Source organism: Halobacillus aidingensis (genome assembly GCF_900104185.1).
Lineage (GTDB): Bacteria > Bacillota > Bacilli > Bacillales > Halobacillaceae > Halobacillus > Halobacillus aidingensis.
Genome location: NZ_FNIZ01000006.1, coordinates 108,256 through 127,814 on the forward strand (window position 1 = coordinate 108,256; position 19,559 = coordinate 127,814).

The 19,559-nt window shown below is 45.5% G+C and carries 23 protein-coding genes; 10 read left to right on the plus strand and 13 right to left on the minus strand.

The window, feature by feature from the left end:
• Positions 1-465 precede the first annotated feature (465 nt).
• Positions 466-705 (minus strand): hypothetical protein, encoded by a 240-nt coding sequence (locus tag BLS23_RS07745; RefSeq protein ID WP_089651977.1) that lies wholly within the window; start codon positions 703-705, stop codon positions 466-468.
• A gap of 448 nt (positions 706-1,153) precedes the next feature.
• Here BLS23_RS07745 and BLS23_RS07750 point away from each other — a divergent pair, with 448 nt between their 5' ends.
• From BLS23_RS07750 to thrB, 3 genes are read left to right on the plus strand one after another with little or no spacing between them, the layout of a single operon-like run.
• A complete protein-coding gene (locus BLS23_RS07750; RefSeq protein ID WP_089651978.1) occupies positions 1,154-2,446 on the plus strand; it encodes a homoserine dehydrogenase in 1,293 nt (430 codons plus the stop codon).
• Position 2,447: 1 nt separating this feature from the next.
• A complete protein-coding gene (gene thrC / locus BLS23_RS07755) occupies positions 2,448-3,503 on the plus strand; it encodes a threonine synthase (RefSeq protein WP_089651979.1) in 1,056 nt (351 codons plus the stop codon).
• The gene (gene thrB / locus BLS23_RS07760) at positions 3,500-4,411 is read left to right on the plus strand and encodes a homoserine kinase (RefSeq protein ID WP_089651980.1); all 912 of its coding nucleotides are present in this window, start codon (positions 3,500-3,502) and stop codon (positions 4,409-4,411) included. Before thrC ends, thrB begins: the two co-directional genes overlap by 4 nt.
• Positions 4,412-4,597: 186 nt before the next feature.
• On the opposite strand, the gene BLS23_RS07765 is transcribed toward thrB, so the two are convergent.
• Positions 4,598-5,050 carry a VanZ family protein gene (locus BLS23_RS07765; RefSeq protein ID WP_089651981.1) on the minus strand — a complete coding sequence of 151 codons (453 nt, stop codon included), beginning with the start codon at positions 5,048-5,050 and terminating at the stop codon, positions 4,598-4,600.
• A 200-nt stretch (positions 5,051-5,250) separates the two neighbouring features.
• On the opposite strand from BLS23_RS07765, the gene BLS23_RS07770 reads away from it, so the two are divergent.
• Positions 5,251-5,631, plus strand: coding sequence for a hypothetical protein (locus tag BLS23_RS07770; protein ID WP_089651982.1), 381 nt, complete (start codon positions 5,251-5,253; stop codon positions 5,629-5,631).
• Between the two features lie 32 nt (positions 5,632-5,663).
• Here the strand turns inward: BLS23_RS07770 and BLS23_RS07775 are convergent, their stop codons facing one another.
• The gene (locus BLS23_RS07775; RefSeq protein ID WP_244157118.1) at positions 5,664-6,158 is read right to left on the minus strand and encodes a sigma-70 family RNA polymerase sigma factor; all 495 of its coding nucleotides are present in this window, start codon (positions 6,156-6,158) and stop codon (positions 5,664-5,666) included.
• Positions 6,159-6,320: 162 nt separating this feature from the next.
• Between BLS23_RS07775 and BLS23_RS07780 the strand changes: the two genes are divergently transcribed.
• The 4 genes from BLS23_RS07780 to BLS23_RS07795 all read left to right on the plus strand — a co-directional run bounded on the left by BLS23_RS07780 (position 6,321) and on the right by BLS23_RS07795 (position 8,126).
• Complete coding sequence (locus BLS23_RS07780) at positions 6,321-6,797, plus strand: sigma-70 family RNA polymerase sigma factor (RefSeq protein ID WP_089651983.1); 477 nt, start codon at positions 6,321-6,323, stop codon at positions 6,795-6,797.
• Between the two features lie 44 nt (positions 6,798-6,841).
• The gene (locus tag BLS23_RS07785) at positions 6,842-7,126 is read left to right on the plus strand and encodes a hypothetical protein (protein WP_089652072.1); all 285 of its coding nucleotides are present in this window, start codon (positions 6,842-6,844) and stop codon (positions 7,124-7,126) included.
• 35 nt (positions 7,127-7,161) lie between these two features.
• Positions 7,162-7,359: a hypothetical protein gene (locus tag BLS23_RS07790; RefSeq protein ID WP_089651984.1), complete on the plus strand. Its 198-nt coding sequence runs from the start codon at positions 7,162-7,164 to the stop codon at positions 7,357-7,359.
• Positions 7,360-7,565: 206 nt separating this feature from the next.
• On the plus strand, positions 7,566-8,126 hold the full coding sequence (locus tag BLS23_RS07795) for a transposase (RefSeq protein WP_089651985.1): 561 nt from the start codon (positions 7,566-7,568) through the stop codon (positions 8,124-8,126).
• Positions 8,127-8,149: 23 nt separating this feature from the next.
• Here BLS23_RS07795 and BLS23_RS07800 read toward each other — a convergent pair whose 3' ends face one another.
• The 5 genes from BLS23_RS07800 to BLS23_RS07825 form a co-directional block, all read right to left on the minus strand.
• Positions 8,150-8,413, minus strand: coding sequence for an HPr family phosphocarrier protein (locus BLS23_RS07800; protein ID WP_089651986.1), 264 nt, complete (start codon positions 8,411-8,413; stop codon positions 8,150-8,152).
• A gap of 15 nt (positions 8,414-8,428) precedes the next feature.
• Positions 8,429-9,325, minus strand: coding sequence for an AEC family transporter (locus BLS23_RS07805; RefSeq protein ID WP_089652073.1), 897 nt, complete (start codon positions 9,323-9,325; stop codon positions 8,429-8,431).
• Positions 9,326-10,058: 733 nt separating this feature from the next.
• On the minus strand, positions 10,059-11,339 hold the full coding sequence (locus tag BLS23_RS07815) for a TRAP transporter large permease (protein ID WP_089651988.1): 1,281 nt from the start codon (positions 11,337-11,339) through the stop codon (positions 10,059-10,061).
• Positions 11,336-11,875 (minus strand): TRAP transporter small permease, encoded by a 540-nt coding sequence (locus BLS23_RS07820; RefSeq protein ID WP_089651989.1) that lies wholly within the window; start codon positions 11,873-11,875, stop codon positions 11,336-11,338. Before BLS23_RS07820 ends, BLS23_RS07815 begins: the two co-directional genes overlap by 4 nt.
• A 75-nt stretch (positions 11,876-11,950) precedes the next feature.
• Complete coding sequence (locus BLS23_RS07825) at positions 11,951-13,000, minus strand: TRAP transporter substrate-binding protein (protein WP_089651990.1); 1,050 nt, start codon at positions 12,998-13,000, stop codon at positions 11,951-11,953.
• Positions 13,001-13,346: 346 nt separating this feature from the next.
• On the opposite strand from BLS23_RS07825, the gene BLS23_RS07830 reads away from it, so the two are divergent.
• Together BLS23_RS07830 and BLS23_RS07835 are read left to right on the plus strand one after the other, a co-directional pair.
• The gene (locus BLS23_RS07830; protein ID WP_089651991.1) at positions 13,347-14,204 is read left to right on the plus strand and encodes a MurR/RpiR family transcriptional regulator; all 858 of its coding nucleotides are present in this window, start codon (positions 13,347-13,349) and stop codon (positions 14,202-14,204) included.
• 14 nt (positions 14,205-14,218) lie between these two features.
• Positions 14,219-15,700: a gluconokinase gene (locus BLS23_RS07835; protein WP_089651992.1), complete on the plus strand. Its 1,482-nt coding sequence runs from the start codon at positions 14,219-14,221 to the stop codon at positions 15,698-15,700.
• Positions 15,701-15,769: 69 nt separating this feature from the next.
• Here the strand turns inward: BLS23_RS07835 and BLS23_RS07840 are convergent, their stop codons facing one another.
• The 5 genes from BLS23_RS07840 to BLS23_RS07860 form a co-directional block, all read right to left on the minus strand.
• The gene (locus BLS23_RS07840) at positions 15,770-17,431 is read right to left on the minus strand and encodes a sodium:solute symporter family protein (RefSeq protein WP_089651993.1); all 1,662 of its coding nucleotides are present in this window, start codon (positions 17,429-17,431) and stop codon (positions 15,770-15,772) included.
• 15 nt (positions 17,432-17,446) lie between these two features.
• On the minus strand, positions 17,447-17,743 hold the full coding sequence (locus BLS23_RS07845; protein ID WP_089651994.1) for a DUF4212 domain-containing protein: 297 nt from the start codon (positions 17,741-17,743) through the stop codon (positions 17,447-17,449).
• A gap of 21 nt (positions 17,744-17,764) precedes the next feature.
• A complete protein-coding gene (locus tag BLS23_RS07850; protein ID WP_089651995.1) occupies positions 17,765-17,950 on the minus strand; it encodes a hypothetical protein in 186 nt (61 codons plus the stop codon).
• Between the two features lie 327 nt (positions 17,951-18,277).
• Positions 18,278-19,099 (minus strand): peptidoglycan-binding protein, encoded by an 822-nt coding sequence (locus BLS23_RS07855; RefSeq protein WP_089651996.1) that lies wholly within the window; start codon positions 19,097-19,099, stop codon positions 18,278-18,280.
• Between the two features lie 47 nt (positions 19,100-19,146).
• The gene (locus BLS23_RS07860) at positions 19,147-19,518 is read right to left on the minus strand and encodes a cytochrome-c oxidase (RefSeq protein WP_089651997.1); all 372 of its coding nucleotides are present in this window, start codon (positions 19,516-19,518) and stop codon (positions 19,147-19,149) included.
• Positions 19,519-19,559: the final 41 nt, after the last annotated feature.

A 19,559-nucleotide genomic window follows, 5' to 3' on the forward strand; every position in this document is an offset into this window, starting at 1 on the left:
CACTCCTTCGTGATTATTTTTCATTAACTATTTAGGGAAGTCATTTTCTAAGAGCGGAAATTCGTCTAGTGACAGGTGAATCAGCCCAGCCCGACATAGGATTCCTACTCGTTCTTCTCTAGTTCTTTTCATTCGCCACTATTTGGTGGAATTCCTGTTTTTTCGGCGCATTTAGATAGAAATCTTTTCATTTTCTTAACCTTTTACACCGAGACGCTAATAAACTATGTAACCGCTCCTATTATTGTAACATTTTAGTAGGAGGGTTCTCTTATGGAAATATATGTATGACCTGGTACACCTTTTATTACCATCAATAGAATAAGGCCTGTTTATGGGGATTCTATTATACGAATTGTTGATGGTAATATTTGTATGACCTGGTCTCCCTATCATTTCCATAAAAAAAAGAAGGTCGCTGAGGTAGGCTAGCGGCCTTCTTCCTTTCCTGCTCCATGTGTGATTTTAATCTGAGGGGAAAAAATTAAGTAGGGATTTGTGGATTTCACCACAAACTTCCATATGCATCGTATCTTGATTACAAACATTTTCTTTTTCTTTGTGTACTCGATAGGCCGTCCTCATGCCTTCTCGAATAAATTCATCTTTTCTCGTATATACACCCCATTTCTGTACAAGATCATTAATGTAACGATCGTAAAGCATTAATGAAATTGGCAGCATCGGGGGTTCACCATATTTCATACTTTCCACCTCCTGGAATATATTTTCATATTAGTTATAAAGTACCTTGCATGAATAGTCAATATATCCTAATCTTCTTCTGTTTTCGACCTTACAAAATTTACAATAAATTATTCTAAAAAAATGTATTTTCCCCCTTAATATATATTCAGAATTTAGTTTCTTTGAATAAAAGTAGCCATAAAACTCTTTTTTCAGCTTTTTATTAACTAATTGTAAATGTTCTGTAAATTCCTTTAATCTACCTTCCATAATATGTATGACCTGCTCACTATAAAAAGTGTCTATAATGGGAAGTTTGACTTCCATTTATTGGTGTACCAGGTCATACAATATCTGGATATTAAAATCGTCGGATAATTCGGTCTTGTGCTTCAATTTCCTTTCCGTTACAATGTCCTTTATACAAAGAATAATGTTTATTTCAAGTAGACAAGGAGTGTGAACGATGAATAAAGCCATTACCGTAGGACTACTAGGACTTGGAACGGTCGGAAGTGGAGTGATTGAGATCCTCCGCGATCATAAAGAACGCATTGAACATAAGACAGGGTGTGATGTCACGATTAAGTCTGTGCTCGTCAGTGACATGTCTAAGCCCCGCGAGGTTCCGGCTGAGACCCAGTTGACGGATCAGTACCAGGATATTACGAGAGATCCGGAGATTGATGTCATCGTAGAGGTGATGGGTGGGATCGATCACACGCTTACTATATTATTAGAAGCGATTGAACACGGGAAACATATCGTAACGGCGAACAAGGATCTTGTCGCCCAGCACGGAGAGCAACTTTTCGAAGCTTGCCAGAAGCATAATTGCGACTTGTATTATGAAGCGAGTGTGGCCGGTGGCATTCCGATCATCCGTTCGATCATGGATGGCTTGTCCTCCGATCGTATTACAAAGATGATGGGAATCGTCAACGGGACGACAAACTACATCATGACGAAGATGGCGCAGGACGGCGTTGATTTTGACAGCGTCTTGAAGGAAGCGCAGGACCTAGGTTTCGCAGAGGCAGATCCGACAGCTGATGTGGACGGTCTGGATGCGGCTAGAAAGATGACAATTCTATCAATCTTAGGTTTTTCTATGCCTTATAGTTTAGAAGATGTGGATATCAAAGGAATCCGTGGCATTTCTTCTGATGATATTACCTACGCGGAAGAGCTGGGGTATCGCATCAAGCTCATCGGAATTGCGGAAAATAACCACAACGGAGTTTCTGTCAGCGTTGAACCGACACTGCTTCCACTCGAGCATCCATTATCTGCTGTTAACGATGAATTCAATGCGGTTTACGTTTATGGAGATGCTGTTGGCGAAACGATGTTTTATGGACCAGGCGCAGGGAAGCTGCCGACAGCTACAGCCGTTGTTGCTGACCTGATTGCTGTTCTGAAAAACATTCGCCTTGGTACGACAGGTACGGCGTATGTACAGCCGCAATTTCCGAAGCAGGTTAAAGCGAAAAAAGATCAGCTGACGAAGAAGTATATCCGTCTTCACGTCGATGACAAAGCTGGAATGCTGAACGACTTGACGAACATTTTCGCTCAATATGACCTCTCCTTCGATCAGTTCACCCAGCGTTCCACCGACCAGGAAGGTGAACGTGAATTGATGATGGTGACTCATCAGGTGAGTGAGGAAGATTTTGAAAAAGCGATTCAGGACATAGAGTCGCTCGATTCTGTAAGAAGCATCGACAGCATATTCCGTGTAGAAGGAGGAAACTGACATGTGGCGTGGATTGATTCATGAGTATGGAGAGTTTTTACCCGTTTCCGAAAAAACACCAAAGCTGACGTTGCATGAGGGGAATACTCCTCTCCTTCCGATTCCGTCCATCTCGCAGGACCTTGGAATTGAAGGCTATGTAAAAATTGAAGGAGCGAACCCGACAGGCTCCTTCAAGGACCGCGGTATGGTGATGGCGATGGCAAAAGCGATCGAGGAAGGTTCAGAGGCTGTCATTTGTGCTTCAACAGGGAACACTTCCGCTTCGGCTGCTGCGTTTGCCGCCCGGGCAGGGCTGCGCTGCATCGTTGTCATTCCTGATGGGAAAATCGCAGAAGGAAAACTGGCGCAGGCTGTCATGTACGGCGCGGAAATTTTTGCAATCAAAGGGAACTTTGATGACGCTCTTCGTATGGTCCGGAAAATGGCGGAGAATGAACCTGTTACACTCGTGAACTCTGTGAACCCTTACCGCATCGAAGGTCAGAAAACGGCCGCATTCGAAGTCTGTGATGCTCTTGGCTCTGCACCGGATATATTAAGCATCCCGGTTGGTAATGCCGGCAACATTACAGCGTACTGGAAAGGGTTCAAAGAATACAATGAGCGACATGGTTCCGGTCTGCCACAGATGATGGGCTTTGAGGCGAGCGGTTCTGCAGCGATTGTACGTAACCAGATCATCGAAGATCCGGAAACACTGGCGACAGCGATCCGGATCGGTAACCCGGCAAGCTGGGATAAAGCATTGAGCGCACGCGATGAATCGAATGGTCTGATTGATGAAGTCACGGACGAAGAAATCGTTGAAGCCTATCAATATTTAGCGGAAAAAGAGGGCGTGTTCGCTGAGCCGGCCTCCTGTGCTTCCATCGCAGGTATGATCAAAAAAGTGAAAGACGGCACGATTCCACAAGGTTCTAAAATCGTTCATGTGTTAACAGGGAACGGGTTGAAGGATCCAACCACAGCGATGGAACAGAGTCCGGTCAAACCGACGCTCATTGAAAATGACTACAACATTTTCGCTTCTGCAGTGACAGGTGTCCAATCATGAGCCGGTTTCAAATCCGAGTGCCTGCGACATCCGCAAACCTTGGCCCGGGATTTGATTCTGTCGGCATTGCCCTATCAAAATACGTGACGCTTGACTGTCAGCCGGCCGATGAGTGGTTTTTTTCCGTTCCTGAAGAAGACCAGCCCTACATTCCTTCGGGTAAAAGCAACCTGATTTATAAAACGGCGTTATTCACAGCAGAAGCCATGGGTTATGAAGAGCTTCCTTCGACCCATGTAGAGCTAACGAATGATGTGCCGATCGCCCGCGGCCTCGGCAGCTCATCGACCGCCGTCGTCGGAGGCATTGAACTGGCCGATCATCTCCTCGGGCTCGGCTTGAGCCGTTATGAGAAGTTCAAAATCGCCTGCGAAATCGAGGGCCACCCCGACAATGTAGGGCCAGCGATCTTTGGTGGAATCATGGTGTCCAATTACGATGGCGAGCATTTGGATTATGTCCATTTTACAGAAGGAATGGATGATTTGACCTGGCTCGCGATCATTCCGGACTATCATTTAGAAACAGAAAAAGCCCGTGGATTGCTGCCTGTGGAAATGGACTACAAACAGGCGGTCAACAATAGCGGGAGCGCCAATGTCCTCGTCGCCGCATTAGCTACGAAAAATTGGGCGCTTGCCGGCAAAATGATGCAGAGCGACCGCTGGCATCAGCCTTACCGGCAGGTTCTCATCCCCGGCTTTTCTTCTTTTAAAGAGATCCTGGAAAAAGAACAATCGCTCGGCCACTACATCAGTGGGGCAGGACCGACCACCGTCGCCCTTTTTGATGTATGGGATGAAGGTAAACGAAAACGGCTTGAATTGGCTCTGGAAGATTATCAAGTTGAACCGCTCCAAGTGAATCTGAGTGGTGCGGAAACATTCGTATTAGCTCCTGAAAAATAGCAAAGAGAACCAGCTGGATCATCCGCTGGTTCTCTTTTTTGCTTTCTTTTCAAAGGTTCCCCATTTCTGTGGATCGTGATTTTTGGTGCGACCTGCGCTCCCTTTGGCGCGATCCGGCTTCCCTTTGGCGCGATCTGGCCTCCCTTCTCCCTTTGGCGCGCTATATATCAGAACGAACATCCAGCATTAACGTTTAAGATTCCTTTTTCTTAAGAAAAAGAAAAGAATCAAGCAGACCCCGATCAAACCACCTACACTATCCAACACCACATCCCCAACATAGGGTGTGCGGTTTGGCGTGAGCGACTGGTGAAACTCGTCAAAACAAGCATAGAGAACGGTGATTATGTAAGAAACGATCACCTTTCTATTAAATCTCCAATTAGTGTTGTGATGAAAAGCGAGAAATGTTGTGACCATGAGGAGGAAAAATACGGCCAAGTGGGCGACTTTCCGAATGAGAAACTCAAGCATTCCATCGACTCCACGGTTTTCTATATTGATCGTCTCCCCGTAATAGGTAAATTCAATCAGAGACAGAAATGGTTTTAATAGGTCCAAATTCATATAAAAATTCATTGTTGGACGTAGGTCTTGTTGTTCATAAGGTTGGGAAGAAAAGAAAAAAATCAACCCCATTACACCCAGGGGTAATAAACTATAAATAACTCTCTTAAACAAAATAAGTCACACTTTCTATTATCATTTCTTTTGACATACCTAATAGTTTACAACAACTGTAAGTAAATTTAAAAGATTTAAAGAATTACTAACTCCTACTATTATTATGAGTGAAATTTGTATACAATGTTACTAGAAAATAAAAAGGGGGATTCGAAATGGCGAAGAAGAGTAAGCAGTACGACTATGACCTCAGCGAAGTAAAGCGTCTGATCGGCGAGACAGATAAAAACTACCGAGAAATCGCTGCTGAGACAGGATGCCCGTATGCGAGCGTCGTGTATCACGGTCGTAAGATTCGCGGACGCGTCAATCGTATGCGTCAGGAAGATATGATTGAAGAACAACCACAATCGTTTTTGTCTATTAAAGAAGATCAAAATACATCAGAGGATGCGACTATGTTGTCTGGCGGGACGACGCTGAGCATATCCAGAAATGACGTCCATATCCAGGATGCAGAGCAAGAAGCTGCCCGCATGATTAAAGCGGCACGCGCCTTGGGACTGAGCAAAATTAACATAACTATTAATAGATAAGCGCAAAGTCTCGGGGCCTTCTCCGGGGCTTTTTACATGTTCGTTCCAAGTTCCTTCAGTTTTTTCCTTGCGTGTCTGCCCCAGTTTTTCACGGCGTCCGGGGTTACTTTTTCCAAATGGGCAATTTGCGCAATGGAACGGTCCATGATGATATAGTGATACACCCACTTCCACTGGTTAGGTGTGAGGCTCGCCTTCACCTGTTTCCATAGAAGTTCATCCGTAATCTCGTCTTCCCATGTATCGCGCCCTTCCTGCACCATCTGCTCGGCGATCTCTTCTTCCTGTTCATACGTTCTTGAGTCTTTGCGAATTTTATCAATCAAGGCGTTGCGGACTTTCCAGTGCATGTATGACTTCAATGTTCCCGCTTCTGGGTCGTATGTACGGTAGGCATTCCATAAAGCAAAAAGACCTTCGGCATAAAAGTCTCCATTTCTGTCCCAGATGTTCAGCTTATGAATATGGTAATGGATCAAATCTTCACTTTCTGATACTAGTCTTTCAAACATTTCATCTGTGACCACGACACACCCTCCTAAATAATCCTTCATACTATAATCGATAGAAAAAAGGGTTTTGGTGTCATGATTTTGCAAATTTTTCAATTTTTCTCTAGGGAAAAATTGATTTTCGCTTCCCATTCATTGGGAAATACAGGATAATAGATATATAGAAAGGAGTGTGTCATGAAAGATTCTATCCTCGAATTCCATGAATATCAACGTCTTATCCATTCCTGCCTGCGTCGTTGGAAACTCCCTGAGCCCTATGAAGACTGCCAGCAGGAAAGCTACCTCATTTACGCGCGATGTGTGGAAAAGTATGACCCCGAACGAAGCAAATTCTCCACCTTTTTCTTTCAAACCCTGTACAGGCATTTCCAAACGGAGAACCGAAAAAACCGTCGCGACAGGGAAGCCGTCCATTTCTTCTCCATCCAACAAAAACCTCTAGAGAAAGACCCTCTGAAAGAACCTCTTCTCCTTTTTGACATCCAGCATTACTCATCTCTCACCCTTAATGAACAAATTATTTTTGAGCAAACCTATATCGGTTATACCGTGGCAGAAATTGCTCGCTTATCTGGTAAAAGTCCTTCTACTATTAAAAGAGCCCGGAAACAAATTAAAAGGAAAATATCCAATGGTTTATTAGTGGAATGAAAAGGGAAAGTACTATTAACTTAAGAAAAACGGAGGAATCCTCTTTGGAACAAACGTCCCGATCCTTGTTTCCTCTTGCGAATATTTGGCTCGATGATGCGCCTACAACATTCACCCATGCGTTCCTCGAGCGTTTGGCTTACGAATGGATGGTTGAAATCGTCAACCCTTTTCCTCTGCCCCTGTTAGAAGATCGAGAACTTGTACTCGACATCTCCATCGAACAAACCGACGGCACATTATTTGCCCACCTCCCCATTCAGTCCTACAGCATCGAAGCTGGCAATGAATTCACCGTCTACCGTTTTCACATGTATCCACCGGAATGATCGTGATTTTCCTCCACGTTCCATAGAATGTTATAATGGAAGCGACGTTTTATGGAAAGGAAGAGACGATGCTTTATCTCGGTTTTGCCGGATTTTTTCTCATTTATTTAATTCTGGGATGGTTCACGAACGCCATCGAAATGTCGACGTTCAGCGCCATCTTCAGTGTCGCGTTTCTATGCCTGAACCTCTACATGTTCTGGAAAGAAAAGAAAAAACAAAGCTCCACATAAAAAAGATCCGTCTAAAACGACGGATCTTTTTTATTGCCGCATTAAATTTGGAATCAAAGTGGAATTATAAATGGAATTATTTGTATGACCTGGTCCACCAGAAATTGTAATACCTGGTACAACAATATTTGGAAATGGTGCAGGAGTTTAAGTGCTTTTGTCGAATAAAGGAGAGGTGTGAATTTGAATGAGGAAGGATTGATGTTATGCGTAAACGTCGATGGTTTCCGAAGGCCTGGTACCATATTACGGCCAGAGGAAACCGAAAAGCAGATATTTTTTATGATGAGAAGGACAGGTATAAGTATTTAACACTCTTGCAGGAAGCTAAGCTTTCCCATCCGTTCCACCTCCACTCTTTTTGCCTCATGTCCAACCACGTACACCTTCTCATCGAAACAATCGAACTTCCACCAGGTACCTTCATGAAAGATCTCCACTCCCAATACGCGATGTACTTCAACAAGAAATATGGCTATGTCGGTCATCTTTTCGAAGGCCCCTATAAAGCGAAACTTGAAAATGATGTGAACGCCGTGCTTCAAGTCAGCCGCTACATTCACTTGAATCCTTGCCGGGCACTCATCACCTTCCAGCCTGAAGACTACAAGTGGAGCAGTTACGCTCACTACTTATCCCCCACCCCTTATTACTCCGAGTTCGTTACAACCTCAACCATTCTGTCTTATTTCCAAGACGTGAAGCAGTATGAGTTTTTTGTTCAACTGGCAAATAAAGTAAGACCTGGTCACCCAAGTAATGGGTGACCAGGTCTTACATACTATCCCAATTAAGGCTGAAGGAAGGTTTCAACTTCTTCTAGGGCTTGGGTGGCGTCGGGGCCGATGCAGGTGACTTCGATTTCGTCGCCTTCTTGTAGCCTCAAGTTAATCAAACCTAAGAAGCTTTTCAGGTTAGCTTCATGCACGCTTCCCTGGACCACTTTCTTCAGAATGATTTCTGAATCGTAGCTCTGGATGATCTGGGACAGCTCCATAATTGTTTGGGTTTCTTTCATGTGTACCTTCACATCTTTGGATACTTTTTCGCTCATTTCTTTACTCCTCCTTTAAATGAATAGGTTCAATAGTATAGGAATGGTGACGATACTGAATAACGTCGTCACTAAAGTGATGCTTGAAACAAGGTCAGGCTTCGAGTTGAACTGAACAGCATAAATCGTCGTCGTTGCAGCCGATGGCATTGCAGCAGAAACAATCAGCACGGCGGCCATCATGTCACTCATCGGCAACACTAATGTCAAAACGAAGGCGATGAGTGGTGAACCAACAAGACGAAGAGTCGTTGCATAGGAAACTTTCGGCCATTCCAGGTTTCTCAATGGAATTCCTGCGAGCTGCATGCCGAGTACGACCATCACCATCGGAACCGTCGCGGCTGCAAGCAAGTCGATGCTGTTCATGAGGTTCTCAGGCACAGGCACTCCCCCAAGGTTCATCGGAAGTGCCACAAGTACTGCATACGTCGGCGGCATTTTCAAAACAGAAAGCAACGCCATTTTCAATCCAGATGTACCTTTAGCCGCATAGTACACGCCGAAAAAGTTCATAATGATCGCCTGAAGGACCATAAAGGAAACGGAGTAAACAAAGCCTTCTTCACCGAAAGCAAACAGAATGATTGGTACGCCGTAGTTCCCGGAATTCATGAACGCCGTCGATAAAATCAACCCGCTCTCCATGCTCTGATCGTAGTTTTTCACCTTACTGACAATCTTGTTGATCCCAAGAATGCTGAAAAGCAACAGTCCGGAGAAGACAAGCATCATCAAATATTCTCCATTCAAATCCGCTTCGTAAAATGTTTGGAAAACCAAACAGGGCAGCATCACATACAGCGCGATCGTCGATACAGATTTCACATCTAATTTAGCGATTTTTTGTATGGTAAAGCCGGCTCCGAAGATCAGAATAACCGGCAATACGACTTGGATGAATACACTCATAACAAAATTACCGTTCGGCTGCGTCCCGCCATCCATTAGACAGCGTCCGCACCGCCTTTCTTTTTTAACTGATTGATTTCATTATACTAACTTTTCATTCTTCCACTATAGCTCCCGATTGTGGAAGACCCAGGTTCCAGACATTTAGTGAGGTGGATCGGGGCTGCGGGGGATGACTCGCTTTCCGCGGGAGCGCGGTGAGCCTCCTCAGGCTCGCGCCTTGCGGGGTCTCACCAAGCACTCTTTTCCCGCAGGAGTCTCGCCATCCCCCTCCGCCCCTTAACCTATGAGATTCTCGAACCCCCCTTCCTGAATAAGTAGCTTTTAGCATAAGGGAAGTGTAGGAATTTAAACATCCATGATTTAGGAATACCGGTGGTGAGAGCTTGATATATGGCGCTTTTTCTCGATAAATCAGTGGTTATGAGTAGACGCTCCATCAGTAGACGTGGGTTCATTTCTCTTATTTTCAAATGGGGTGGTTGGGAAGCTGCGAGACTCCCGTGGGAAAAGGAGATAGACGAGATCCCGCAGGGCGGTAGCCCGAGGAAGCTCGGCGCTCCCCCACAGGAAAGCGAGTTGCTTCCCAGCCACCCCTGACGCTCAACTCAGCAACGAACCCCAAAACATCTCAAACTCAAGTCTTATAACAGTCCAGCCATAAACCGAAAAACCCCTTGCCTAAAAGCAAGGGATCTCGGGTGACGTACAAGGAGGATCAGTCCTTTTTTCATCATTCAGCGAAGCTGATCAACCAAAGAGATAACTCTGGAATAAACGTAATCATCAGTAACGAGAAAATCATCGCGAAAAAGTATGGGATGATCGCTCGGGACAGCTGTTCGATGGAGAGCCCGGAGATTCCGGATCCGACAAACAAGTTTACGCCAAGTGGTGGTGTAATGAAACCAATCGCCAGGTTCACGACCATGATGATTCCGAAGTGGATCGGATCGTAACCAAGGTTTACGGCAATCGGAAGCAGGATCGGCGTCAAAATGATGATCGCTGCCAGCGTATCCATGAAACATCCGACAATGAGCAGAAGCAATGTGATCAACAGAATCAGAATGATCTGATTTTCAGAAATAGATAACATGAAGTTGGCTACTTGTGTCGGGATCTGCTCGATCGTCAACAGACGACCGAAGGCTGTTGCGGATCCAACAATGATGAGGACAGTCGCTGTCGTCAAAGCAGAATCTGCGAAAATTTTCGGCATGTCTTTGATGCTGAGTTCACCGTATAGGAACAAGCCGGCAATCATACCGTACACAACAGCAATAACAGCTGCTTCTGTCGGTGTGAAAATTCCGCCGTAGATTCCACCCAGGATGATGACCGGGATGACAAGTGCCCATTTGGCTTCCCAGAATGTTTTTCCGATGTTTGCGAGGGACGTTTTCTCTGCCAGACCTTTATACCCTTGTTGTCTTGAATAAATGTACGCCCAAGCAAGAAGTGCTCCACCGACGATAAATCCTGGGATAATTCCTGCGATGAACATGTCTCCGATGGATGCTCCACCTACAACTCCGTAGATGACCATCGGAATACTTGGAGGAATGATGACACCAATGGAACCTGCAGCAGCTACGGTAGCTGTCGCGAACTTTTTATCATATCCCTGTCTTACCATGGCAGGGATCATAATCCCACCGATGGCTGCAACGGTTGCCGGTCCGGAACCAGAAATCGCCGCAAAGAACATACATGTAACGATGGTCGCCATCGCAAATCCACCCGTTTTGTTACCAACGAGGGCGTTCGCGAAGTTGAACAGTCTTTCGGATATGCCGCCTTTCCCCATGATTTCACCGGCTAAGATGAAAAAGGGAACGGCCATTAATGGGAATGAGTCGACAGATGTGACGAGTTCCTTCATTAAAAACTGGACCGGAATGGCGCCAGTATAGAAGATGGTCGCAAGTGTCGATAATCCGAGAGCGATTCCAATCGGTACACTAAGCAAAAGGAAGAGGGCGAATGTCCCGAATAATACGATTGTTGTCATGATTCATCCTCTCCTTCCTGCTTCTGCATACGATCGCGTTCATCGTCGACATCGAGTTCTTTTTTACCAATCAACATTTTGATCTGCACAATCAAGTTTTGTACGAGACGGATCGCTGTTAGGGCAAATCCGACGGGTGTCGCCATGTAAACAAGTCCCATCGGTATATGTAAGGCCGGTGACTGCTGGCCGAACGATAGCAGCTGGGAAGCAATGCTGTAGCCATTGACGACAACATACAAACTGAAAACTAAGAATAGTAGATTCGCAATGATAGCGAGCAACAATTTTGCTTTTCCTTTAAGTAAAAGCAGCATGACGTCCACTTTGATATGACGCTGTTTCTTCACTCCGTAACTGATTCCGATATACACTAACCAGATGAAGCAGTACCGTCCGAGTTCCTCTGACCAGGACAATGAATTTCCTGACACACGCATTGCGACTTGCAGGAAAATGACACTGACCATGATGGTCGAGAAAATGACAAGCAATACTTCTTCAAATCTGCGGTCGATCGCTCGAATGATGTTCATTTTCTTCACCTCAACTGACCCTGAATGGAGAAGAATACGCTGCAGTCCCGCTACAGCGTACCCTCTGTCATTCTATTATTTTTGCGCTTCTTCAATCGCTTTGTAAACTTTGTCTACTGTTTCTTCACCGATCTTGCTCTTGTAATCTTCAATGACAGGAGCTACAGCATCGACCATTTCCTGGCGAGCTTCATCTGAGATTTCTGTGTACTCCATGCCTTCTTCTTGAAGCTGTTTCAAATACTTTTCGTTCGCTTCACGGTTCAACTTACGCTCATGCTTACCTGCTTCTACCGCTGCATCTTTTACAATCTTCTGCTGATCTTCTGACAAACCATCATAGAAAGATTTGCTCATCAAGAATACGAATGGGCTGTAGATGTGGTGTGTGTTTGATACGTGATCTTGAACTTCATAGAACTTTTGAAGATAGATTGTTGCATAAGGGTTTTCCTGACCGTCAACCGTACCTTGCTGCATCGCTGTGAACAATTCTGTGAATGCCATTGGTGTAGGGTTTGCTCCTAGTGCCTTGAAGGCATCCAAGTGCAGATCGTTTTCCATTGTACGGATTTTCAAACCATCGAAGTCATCAACGGATGCTACCGCACGCTCACTGTTTGTAAGGTCACGGAAACCATTTTCCCAATATGCCAGCCCGACAAGGTTCTGTTCTTCCAGTTTTCCAAGCAATTCTTGTCCAACTTCACCGTCTAATACTTCGTCCGCTACTTGTTCGTTAGGGAAAAGGAACGGAATGTCGAATACGCTGAATTCTGGTACAAAGTTCGCTAGTGGTGCTGTAGATGGAACAACCACTTCCTGTGTACCAAGCTGAAGCGCTTCCGTCATGGAACGGTCGTCACCTAGCTGACCACTGTGATATGTATCTACTTTAATCGCGCCGTCTGTTTTCTCTTCAACAATTTCTTTAAACTTCAATAGACCTTTGTACTGAGGGTGATCACTGTTCAGACCGATACCGGCTTTAATCGTTTTTGTTTCGCCGCTGTCACCTGAAGCGCTTTCACCATCGCCACTGCTGGACTCTGCTCCGCCGTTACCACAAGCAGCTAATACTGTAATCAAAAGGACCATCGACAATAAACCAAATAATTTCTTCATGTTCTACCTCTCCCCTTGTATATAAAATTTTTTTCACAAAGCTTGCGTGCATCCCGTCTTCCTAGTAACCGCTTTCAACAAAAAGCCAAAAAACAGGAATCGATTCCATAGAAAATAGCTTTCATTTGTTCAAGTTCCACCCGCCCCCTAATAGAAGCGCTTTCAAAGATTACCTAAAAAAAAGCTGTGGAAAACTCTGAAAATTATTTTCTGTAATTCCGATTATACAATAAATCTTTTTTAGTTCAATAGTTTTTTAGAAAAAAATTTCACCGACCCCAATCTTTCTTTTGAAATAAATTTCATATACAATAAGAGAAAGTGGAAATTCGAAGGAGGAATCCCTATGATTGAAGCTCCCACGAAACACGTCATTAGCAGAATCCGTTCTTCTTATTCACAGTTCAGTGAAAAAGAAAAACTGATCGCTGATTACATTTTAGAAAATACAGAAGATATTGTTCACTCTACCATTAACCAGGTCGCGGATGATCTTATGGTCGCTGATGCAACCGTTTTCAGATTTTGTAAGCGCTTAGGTTTTAAAGGCTACCAGGCCATGAAAATTGCTTTAGCATCCGAAATCGTCAATCCGATCCAGGATATCCATGAAAAGATATCTGAAGAAGACACGGACTTTGAAATTACTGAAAAAGTATTTCAAGCGAATATCCGAGCGCTCGAAACATCACGTGATGTCCAAAACCCGCTTTCTTTAAAAAAAGCGATGGAATATTTGGTTGAAGCCGATCGGGTGTTCTTTTTCGGAAGTGGTGGCTCGAACATCCTTGCTATGGATGCTCAGCACAAGTTTATGCGGACAGGAATGGAAGCGTATGCATATCCGGACACGCACTTGCAGTTGATGTCTGCCTCTCAAATGAGAGAAACGGATGTGGCGGTCGTCATTTCCCATACCGGATCGAACCAGGATATTCTTGATATTGTGGATGTCGCGAAGGAAAACAATGTGAAGATTATCGCCATTACGAACTTCGCTAAATCTCCACTGACAAAAGTGGTCGATTTGTCTTTATACACCGTCGCAGAGGAAACGGAATTCCGTTCGGAAGCCCTCGCTTCAAGGATCGCCGGCCTCTCGCTGATCGACTCGCTTTTTGTCAATTATAGTGTGAAAATGAAGGAACAAGCACAGACCGCTACGCAGCGCATGCGTGATGCGATCTCAAGGAAGCGTGTGTAGAAAGGAAGTTTAAGATGAGTTATGTGATTGGATTAGATCTTGGAACGACGAGTGCGAAATCCGTCGTCTTTCATAAAAATGGAGAGGTTGCTGCTGAATACGAAGTGGCCTATCCTCTCTCCTACCCTGTCGTCGGCCACGCCGAACAGGACCCGCTTCAAATGGAACAAGCCGCACTTGAAGCGTTGAGTTTGAGTACACGATCCATCGATCGAGAGGACATTGTCGGTGTGGGAATCTCTGCTGCCATGCATTCTCTCATTTGTATGGATGAAAAAGGAGCACCTCTGTCGCCGTCAATGATTTGGGCGGATGCACGCAGTGCTGATGAAGCATCCACGTTGAAGGAAAACCATCCCGATGTGTATAGGCGCACAGGGACGCCGCTTCATCCGATGTCTCCATTATCAAAACTACTATGGATGAAAAACAACCACTACGAACCACTGCAGAAGGCGGATTACTTTGTTTCTGTGAAAGAATTTTTGTTGTATCGCTGGTTCGGGGAAAAAGTGGTCGACTATTCGATTGCTGCAGCCACTGGTCTTTTCAACATTCACGAACACGAGTGGGATGAAGAAACACTGGCCCTTGCAGGCATTCGCCGCGAGCAGCTTTTCCAACCGGTCGAACCTACATATGTAATGAAAGGCATGAGTGCGGAGTCCGCTGAAAAGTCTGGTCTGGATTCCGGAACTCCTTTTGTCATCGGGGGAAGTGATGGACCTTTGGCGAACCTTGGAATCGGTGCGATTCAACCTGGCGAGACAGCGATAACCATTGGCACGAGTGGAGCGATCCGTCAATTTTCCAGTGAACCGCTACTTGATGATCAACAGGAAGTGTTCTCTTACAGCTTCACCAATGATTTGTGGATTACCGGCGGACCGTCCAATAATGGTGGCCTTGTGCTGAAATGGATCCAGCAGCTGTTCTCGAATGAGGATAAAATTCCAGTAGAAGAACTGACGAAGCTTGCGAGTGAAGTGGAAGCTGGTGCAGGGAATTTGATTTTTCTTCCCTACTTGAACGGGGAGCGCGCGCCATTCTGGAACGCGGAAGCGAAAGGATCTTTCATCGGCCTGACGCCTTCTCATGGCAAGGGTCATATGATGAGAGCAGCGATGGAAGGCGTACTATTTTCCATTTTACATATTGGAAGTGCCCTGGAGCGCCTCGGCAACAAGCACAACAAAATTTACGCAAGCGGCGGATTTGCCCGTTCAGAAATGTGGGTTCAGATGCTTGCAGACATTTTCAACAAGCGGATCGATATCCCGGTGAGTCACCAAAGTTCCGCATGGGGAGCCGCGTGGGTAGCTCTCTATAGCCTTGGTCATGTGGACAGCTTAGCATCCATTAAATCCTCCATTCCAATGAAGGAACAGTATGAACCGAACGCTGAAAATCATGAGAAATACAAAGCCCTCTTTGAAGTGTACGAATCCGTTTCAGGAAAACTGCAAACCGACTTTGCCAAACTTCACCGTCTGTAATATGTAAATAAATGGTGTACCAGGTCATCCAATATTTGGATGACCTGGTACACCTGTTTTTTCCATTATTTATTTGACGTTTTCTTTGAGCCAGTATTCTCCGTCTTTGTATTCGATTTGTTCCGGGTAGCGGAGGTCTGTGACTTCATCCTGGGTTTGTTTGGATGGTGGTGCAGTCATGAGGGAGACAATGACGTTCGCTAAAATAGCGGCTGTCGCTCCGAAGACTCCAGCACCTGTATCGATGATTCCAAGGATAGTAAATCCTCCGTATTTTGCTGCAAAAATGTACCCAAGGGTCACGGAAAGTCCGACAACCAAACCGGCAATAACCCCAGGCCCATTGGCCCGCTTCCACCATACCCCGAGAAGCAGGGCCGGGAAGAACGATCCTGATGCTAAGGCGAAAGCCCATGCAACGATTTGCGTGATGGCACCTGGCGGGTTCAAAGCGATTAAACCTGCGGCTACAGTAGCAAGGACGATCGACCAGCGTCCGACAGCGAGACGTTTTTTCTCACTCGCATTCGGATTGATGGAGCGGAAATAAATGTCGTGGGACAAGGCTGCGGAGATGGCAATCATCAAACCACCGGCCGTCGATAAGGCAGCCGCCATCGCACCGGCAGCCATCAAACCGATGACGAAAATGCCAAGGTTCGCGATCTCTGGTGTTGCCATGACAACAATATCATTACTGATGACGAGTTCTGACCATTGCAGCACGCCATCACTATTATTGTCCGCAAGGGAAAGCCGGCCGGTATCCACCCAGGCCTGTGTCCAGGCGGGTAGATTGTTCAATTGTGATCCAGCCACTTCGGTCATCAAGATGAAACGGGAAAAAGCAGCATAAGCAGGAGCGGACAAATAGAGTAATCCAATGAATAGCAAAGCCCAGGCTCCACTCCAGCGAGCGGCTTTCATCGTCGCTACCGTATAGAAACGGACGATGACGTGTGGCAAACCAGCTGTTCCCGCCGTCAGTGTGAACATCAGGGCGATGAACTGCCATTTCGATCCTTCAGTAAATGGAACGATGTATTCAGAAATGCCCAACTCCTGATCGATCGTACGCATTTCCGAAACGACATCCCCGTAAGAGATCCAAGGTACAGGGTTCTGCGTCAGCTGCAGCGACATGAAGATAACCGGAATCAAATACGCGATGATCAATACCAAGTATTGTGCGACCTGTGTCCAGGTGATTCCTTTCATACCACCCATCGCTGAGTAAAAGGCGATCAGCACAACGCCAATCAATGTCCCGATCACGGTGTCGACTTCGAACAGACGCCCGATAACCACGCCCGATCCGGACAGTTGTCCTACAGAATAGGTGAAGCTGATGATGATCGTTGCTACAGCGGCAATCAATCGAGCGGTGTTGCTGCGGTAACGGTCTCCGATGAATTCCGGCACCGTGTACCGTCCATATTTTCTTAACTGTGGAGCTAAAAGGAACGTAAGCAGCAAATATCCGCCCGTCCATCCCATAATGTATGCGAGTCCATCATATCCAAGAATCATGACCGTACCGGCGAGTCCGATGAATGAAGCCGCACTCATCCAATCCGCTCCAATGGCCATGCCATTGTAAACGGGCGGCACCCCGCGGCCGGCAACGTAGAAATCTGATGTAGCCCTTGCTTTATTGTAGACAGCGATACCTATGTACAGAGCAAAAGTAGCGACAATTAAAGCAAGGGAGACTATAAACTGTACGTCCATATTTCTCCCCCTATCTTATTGGTTAACTGCTTGATTTTGACCGGAATCTTCTTTTGGAATTAAACCGAATTTTTTATCGACGACATCACTGATAATGGCATTGAAGAAAAGGAGTGCAATAAAGGTAACAATGGCTCCTTGGGCTCCCATGTAATAAGGAAGGGGAATGCCCATCACTGTAAAGGACTGAAGGCTTTCGGCGAAAAGAACAACACCGAAAGATACGATTGCCCCAACGGCGAGATAGATGATAATCAAAGTCGTACGTAAACGGAAATACGCTTTCGCCTTCTGTGGATCCATCTTTTTCACAACGGTTCACCTCCCTTCGAATTATCCCCTTAAGTTAAAAATGAATTGTACTGTTTCCCAGAACGGCATCGGAACCATAATGATCTTGGCAAGAGCGACACCAAAGAGCGCAATGAACGGAACCGCCAGTAAGAAAGGCCGCTTCTTTTTCAGTGCGAAAACAACAGAAAGTACGGTTATGACAGAAAGAATAATCGGAATCAGCAACGACTCTACCCTCCTTTATGTAAGCGTTAACATAATTGTGTAAAAATTTTTGTGAATATTTAGATTTAACTGAATATTACAACTTGTATTATTCTAAAATTCTCATTATTTGTCAACAGGTACGATATGACTAGACAAGTTTCGAGGATTTGTGTAATTATCCAACTCGTTTGTGTGAAGTTTTCGTGAGTTTGATTGATTTCTAAGCTACTTTGAATGATTCTTTCTCGAGGTTGATCGATTTCTACGCTACTTTGAGCGATTCCCCCTTGAGTTTGATCGATTTCCACATTTATCTGAGCGATTCTTTTAAAAAAGACCAGCACCCTACGAGGGATGCTGGTTACCGAACATCTTGCGCCACGTGTTTGGTCCGACGACCCCGTCCACTTTAAGACGGTGCTGTTGTTGGAAGGCACAGACGGCAGCTTCTGTTAATGGGCCGAAGTGGCCGTCATCCTTTGTGCCCACTACTCGTTGGATTCGTTGGACCACGGACCCTTTGGAGCCGAAGTGAACGGGATAGCCGGGATAGGTGCGTGCGTGGAGTCTGTTTGTGGTCAACGGGCCTGCGCTCCCGTCTACTTCCAACCCTTCCTGATGTTGAAAAGCGATGATCGCTTGTTTTGTTCGCGGCCCATAAATGCCATCAATCGGTCCGGGTTGGTAGCCTAATTTCTGCAGCTTTGTTTGAAGATCACGGATATTATGGGATTTTTCCGGCCATTCGAGATGGGCATAATCTTTGAAGCTCGACCAGTCCCCACCCCACTGAAAACCGAGAGACTTAGCGATATCAGCTACGTGGCGCCAATCCTGATTCACCGTCCAGAGCGCTTTTTTTCCATCTGAACTGACGAGGAAAAAGTCGATCGCCCGGCCGCTGTGATGATTGCTTTTTCCGGGTTTGGCATAAGTAACGATGTTGCCGCTATGTCCATACCTTTTCCCGTTCCAATAATAGTCCGGGCGGCCTTGTCCATACAGGTGAGCCTGTTCTTCATACGTGCGATGACCGGAGGAGATTTGAACAAAAATCCCATCCTTATAAGCTTGCTTGATCATTTTCCACGCGTTTTCTTTCACAATCGGTTGAACGTTTCCCATTTTGTTCAGGCTGCGTTGTTTCAATGTGTCCACAGTAATCATTAAAATCCCTCCCTGCTTCTATAATCGAAGCGGAGAGGGATTTGGTGTCAGGAAGCTTTCAAGTTTTTCAACACATTAAAGACGAAGGAAAAAATACCGAGGGATGTCACCGTTGCTCCGGTTGCCACAAGCGGCAGCAAGGCTTCATTTTCAAAAACGACGACGAAAAATAAGCCGAGCATCATTAACGGAAGACCGATGTTATGAAGCCAGAAATGAATTTTTCCCGATAACGATTTCGCAAGGATAGGAAAAGTATGATATAAAATACCTGCAAGCGTGAGGGCGGTCCATCCGAGTAAATTGATGTGGACGTGAACCGGTGTGAGCGCATAGTCATGCGCACTCGACATGTAATAACCAATCGCGACTCCTATGGCAAAATAGACGGCTGAAATTTTAATCAACGTAATCCCCATAAAGTCCAACCTCCTTTTTCCCCATATATACGCTGGATTGG

What these genes read in the sequence shown, in the direction of transcription:
- BLS23_RS07795 (WP_089651985.1), top strand. Translation starts at nt 7,566, where the DNA reads ATGCGTAAACGTCGATGGTTTCCGAAGGCCTGGTACCATATTACGGCC.
- BLS23_RS07765 (WP_089651981.1), bottom strand. Translation starts at nt 5,050, where the DNA reads ATGGGGTTGATTTTTTTCTTTTCTTCCCAACCTTATGAACAACAAGAC.
- BLS23_RS07855 (WP_089651996.1), bottom strand. Translation starts at nt 19,099, where the DNA reads ATGATTACTGTGGACACATTGAAACAACGCAGCCTGAACAAAATGGGA.
- BLS23_RS07770 (WP_089651982.1), top strand. Translation starts at nt 5,251, where the DNA reads ATGGCGAAGAAGAGTAAGCAGTACGACTATGACCTCAGCGAAGTAAAG.
- BLS23_RS07840 (WP_089651993.1), bottom strand. Translation starts at nt 17,431, where the DNA reads ATGGACGTACAGTTTATAGTCTCCCTTGCTTTAATTGTCGCTACTTTT.
- BLS23_RS07830 (WP_089651991.1), top strand. Translation starts at nt 13,347, where the DNA reads ATGATTGAAGCTCCCACGAAACACGTCATTAGCAGAATCCGTTCTTCT.
- BLS23_RS07825 (WP_089651990.1), bottom strand. Translation starts at nt 13,000, where the DNA reads ATGAAGAAATTATTTGGTTTATTGTCGATGGTCCTTTTGATTACAGTA.
- BLS23_RS07800 (WP_089651986.1), bottom strand. Translation starts at nt 8,413, where the DNA reads ATGAGCGAAAAAGTATCCAAAGATGTGAAGGTACACATGAAAGAAACC.
- BLS23_RS07780 (WP_089651983.1), top strand. Translation starts at nt 6,321, where the DNA reads ATGAAAGATTCTATCCTCGAATTCCATGAATATCAACGTCTTATCCAT.
- BLS23_RS07805 (WP_089652073.1), bottom strand. Translation starts at nt 9,325, where the DNA reads ATGAGTGTATTCATCCAAGTCGTATTGCCGGTTATTCTGATCTTCGGA.
- thrC (WP_089651979.1), top strand. Translation starts at nt 2,448, where the DNA reads ATGTGGCGTGGATTGATTCATGAGTATGGAGAGTTTTTACCCGTTTCC.
- BLS23_RS07745 (WP_089651977.1), bottom strand. Translation starts at nt 705, where the DNA reads ATGAAATATGGTGAACCCCCGATGCTGCCAATTTCATTAATGCTTTAC.
- BLS23_RS07835 (WP_089651992.1), top strand. Translation starts at nt 14,219, where the DNA reads ATGAGTTATGTGATTGGATTAGATCTTGGAACGACGAGTGCGAAATCC.
- BLS23_RS07790 (WP_089651984.1), top strand. Translation starts at nt 7,162, where the DNA reads ATGGAAGCGACGTTTTATGGAAAGGAAGAGACGATGCTTTATCTCGGT.
- thrB (WP_089651980.1), top strand. Translation starts at nt 3,500, where the DNA reads ATGAGCCGGTTTCAAATCCGAGTGCCTGCGACATCCGCAAACCTTGGC.
- BLS23_RS07820 (WP_089651989.1), bottom strand. Translation starts at nt 11,875, where the DNA reads ATGAACATCATTCGAGCGATCGACCGCAGATTTGAAGAAGTATTGCTT.
- BLS23_RS07815 (WP_089651988.1), bottom strand. Translation starts at nt 11,339, where the DNA reads ATGACAACAATCGTATTATTCGGGACATTCGCCCTCTTCCTTTTGCTT.
- BLS23_RS07860 (WP_089651997.1), bottom strand. Translation starts at nt 19,518, where the DNA reads ATGGGGATTACGTTGATTAAAATTTCAGCCGTCTATTTTGCCATAGGA.
- BLS23_RS07750 (WP_089651978.1), top strand. Translation starts at nt 1,154, where the DNA reads ATGAATAAAGCCATTACCGTAGGACTACTAGGACTTGGAACGGTCGGA.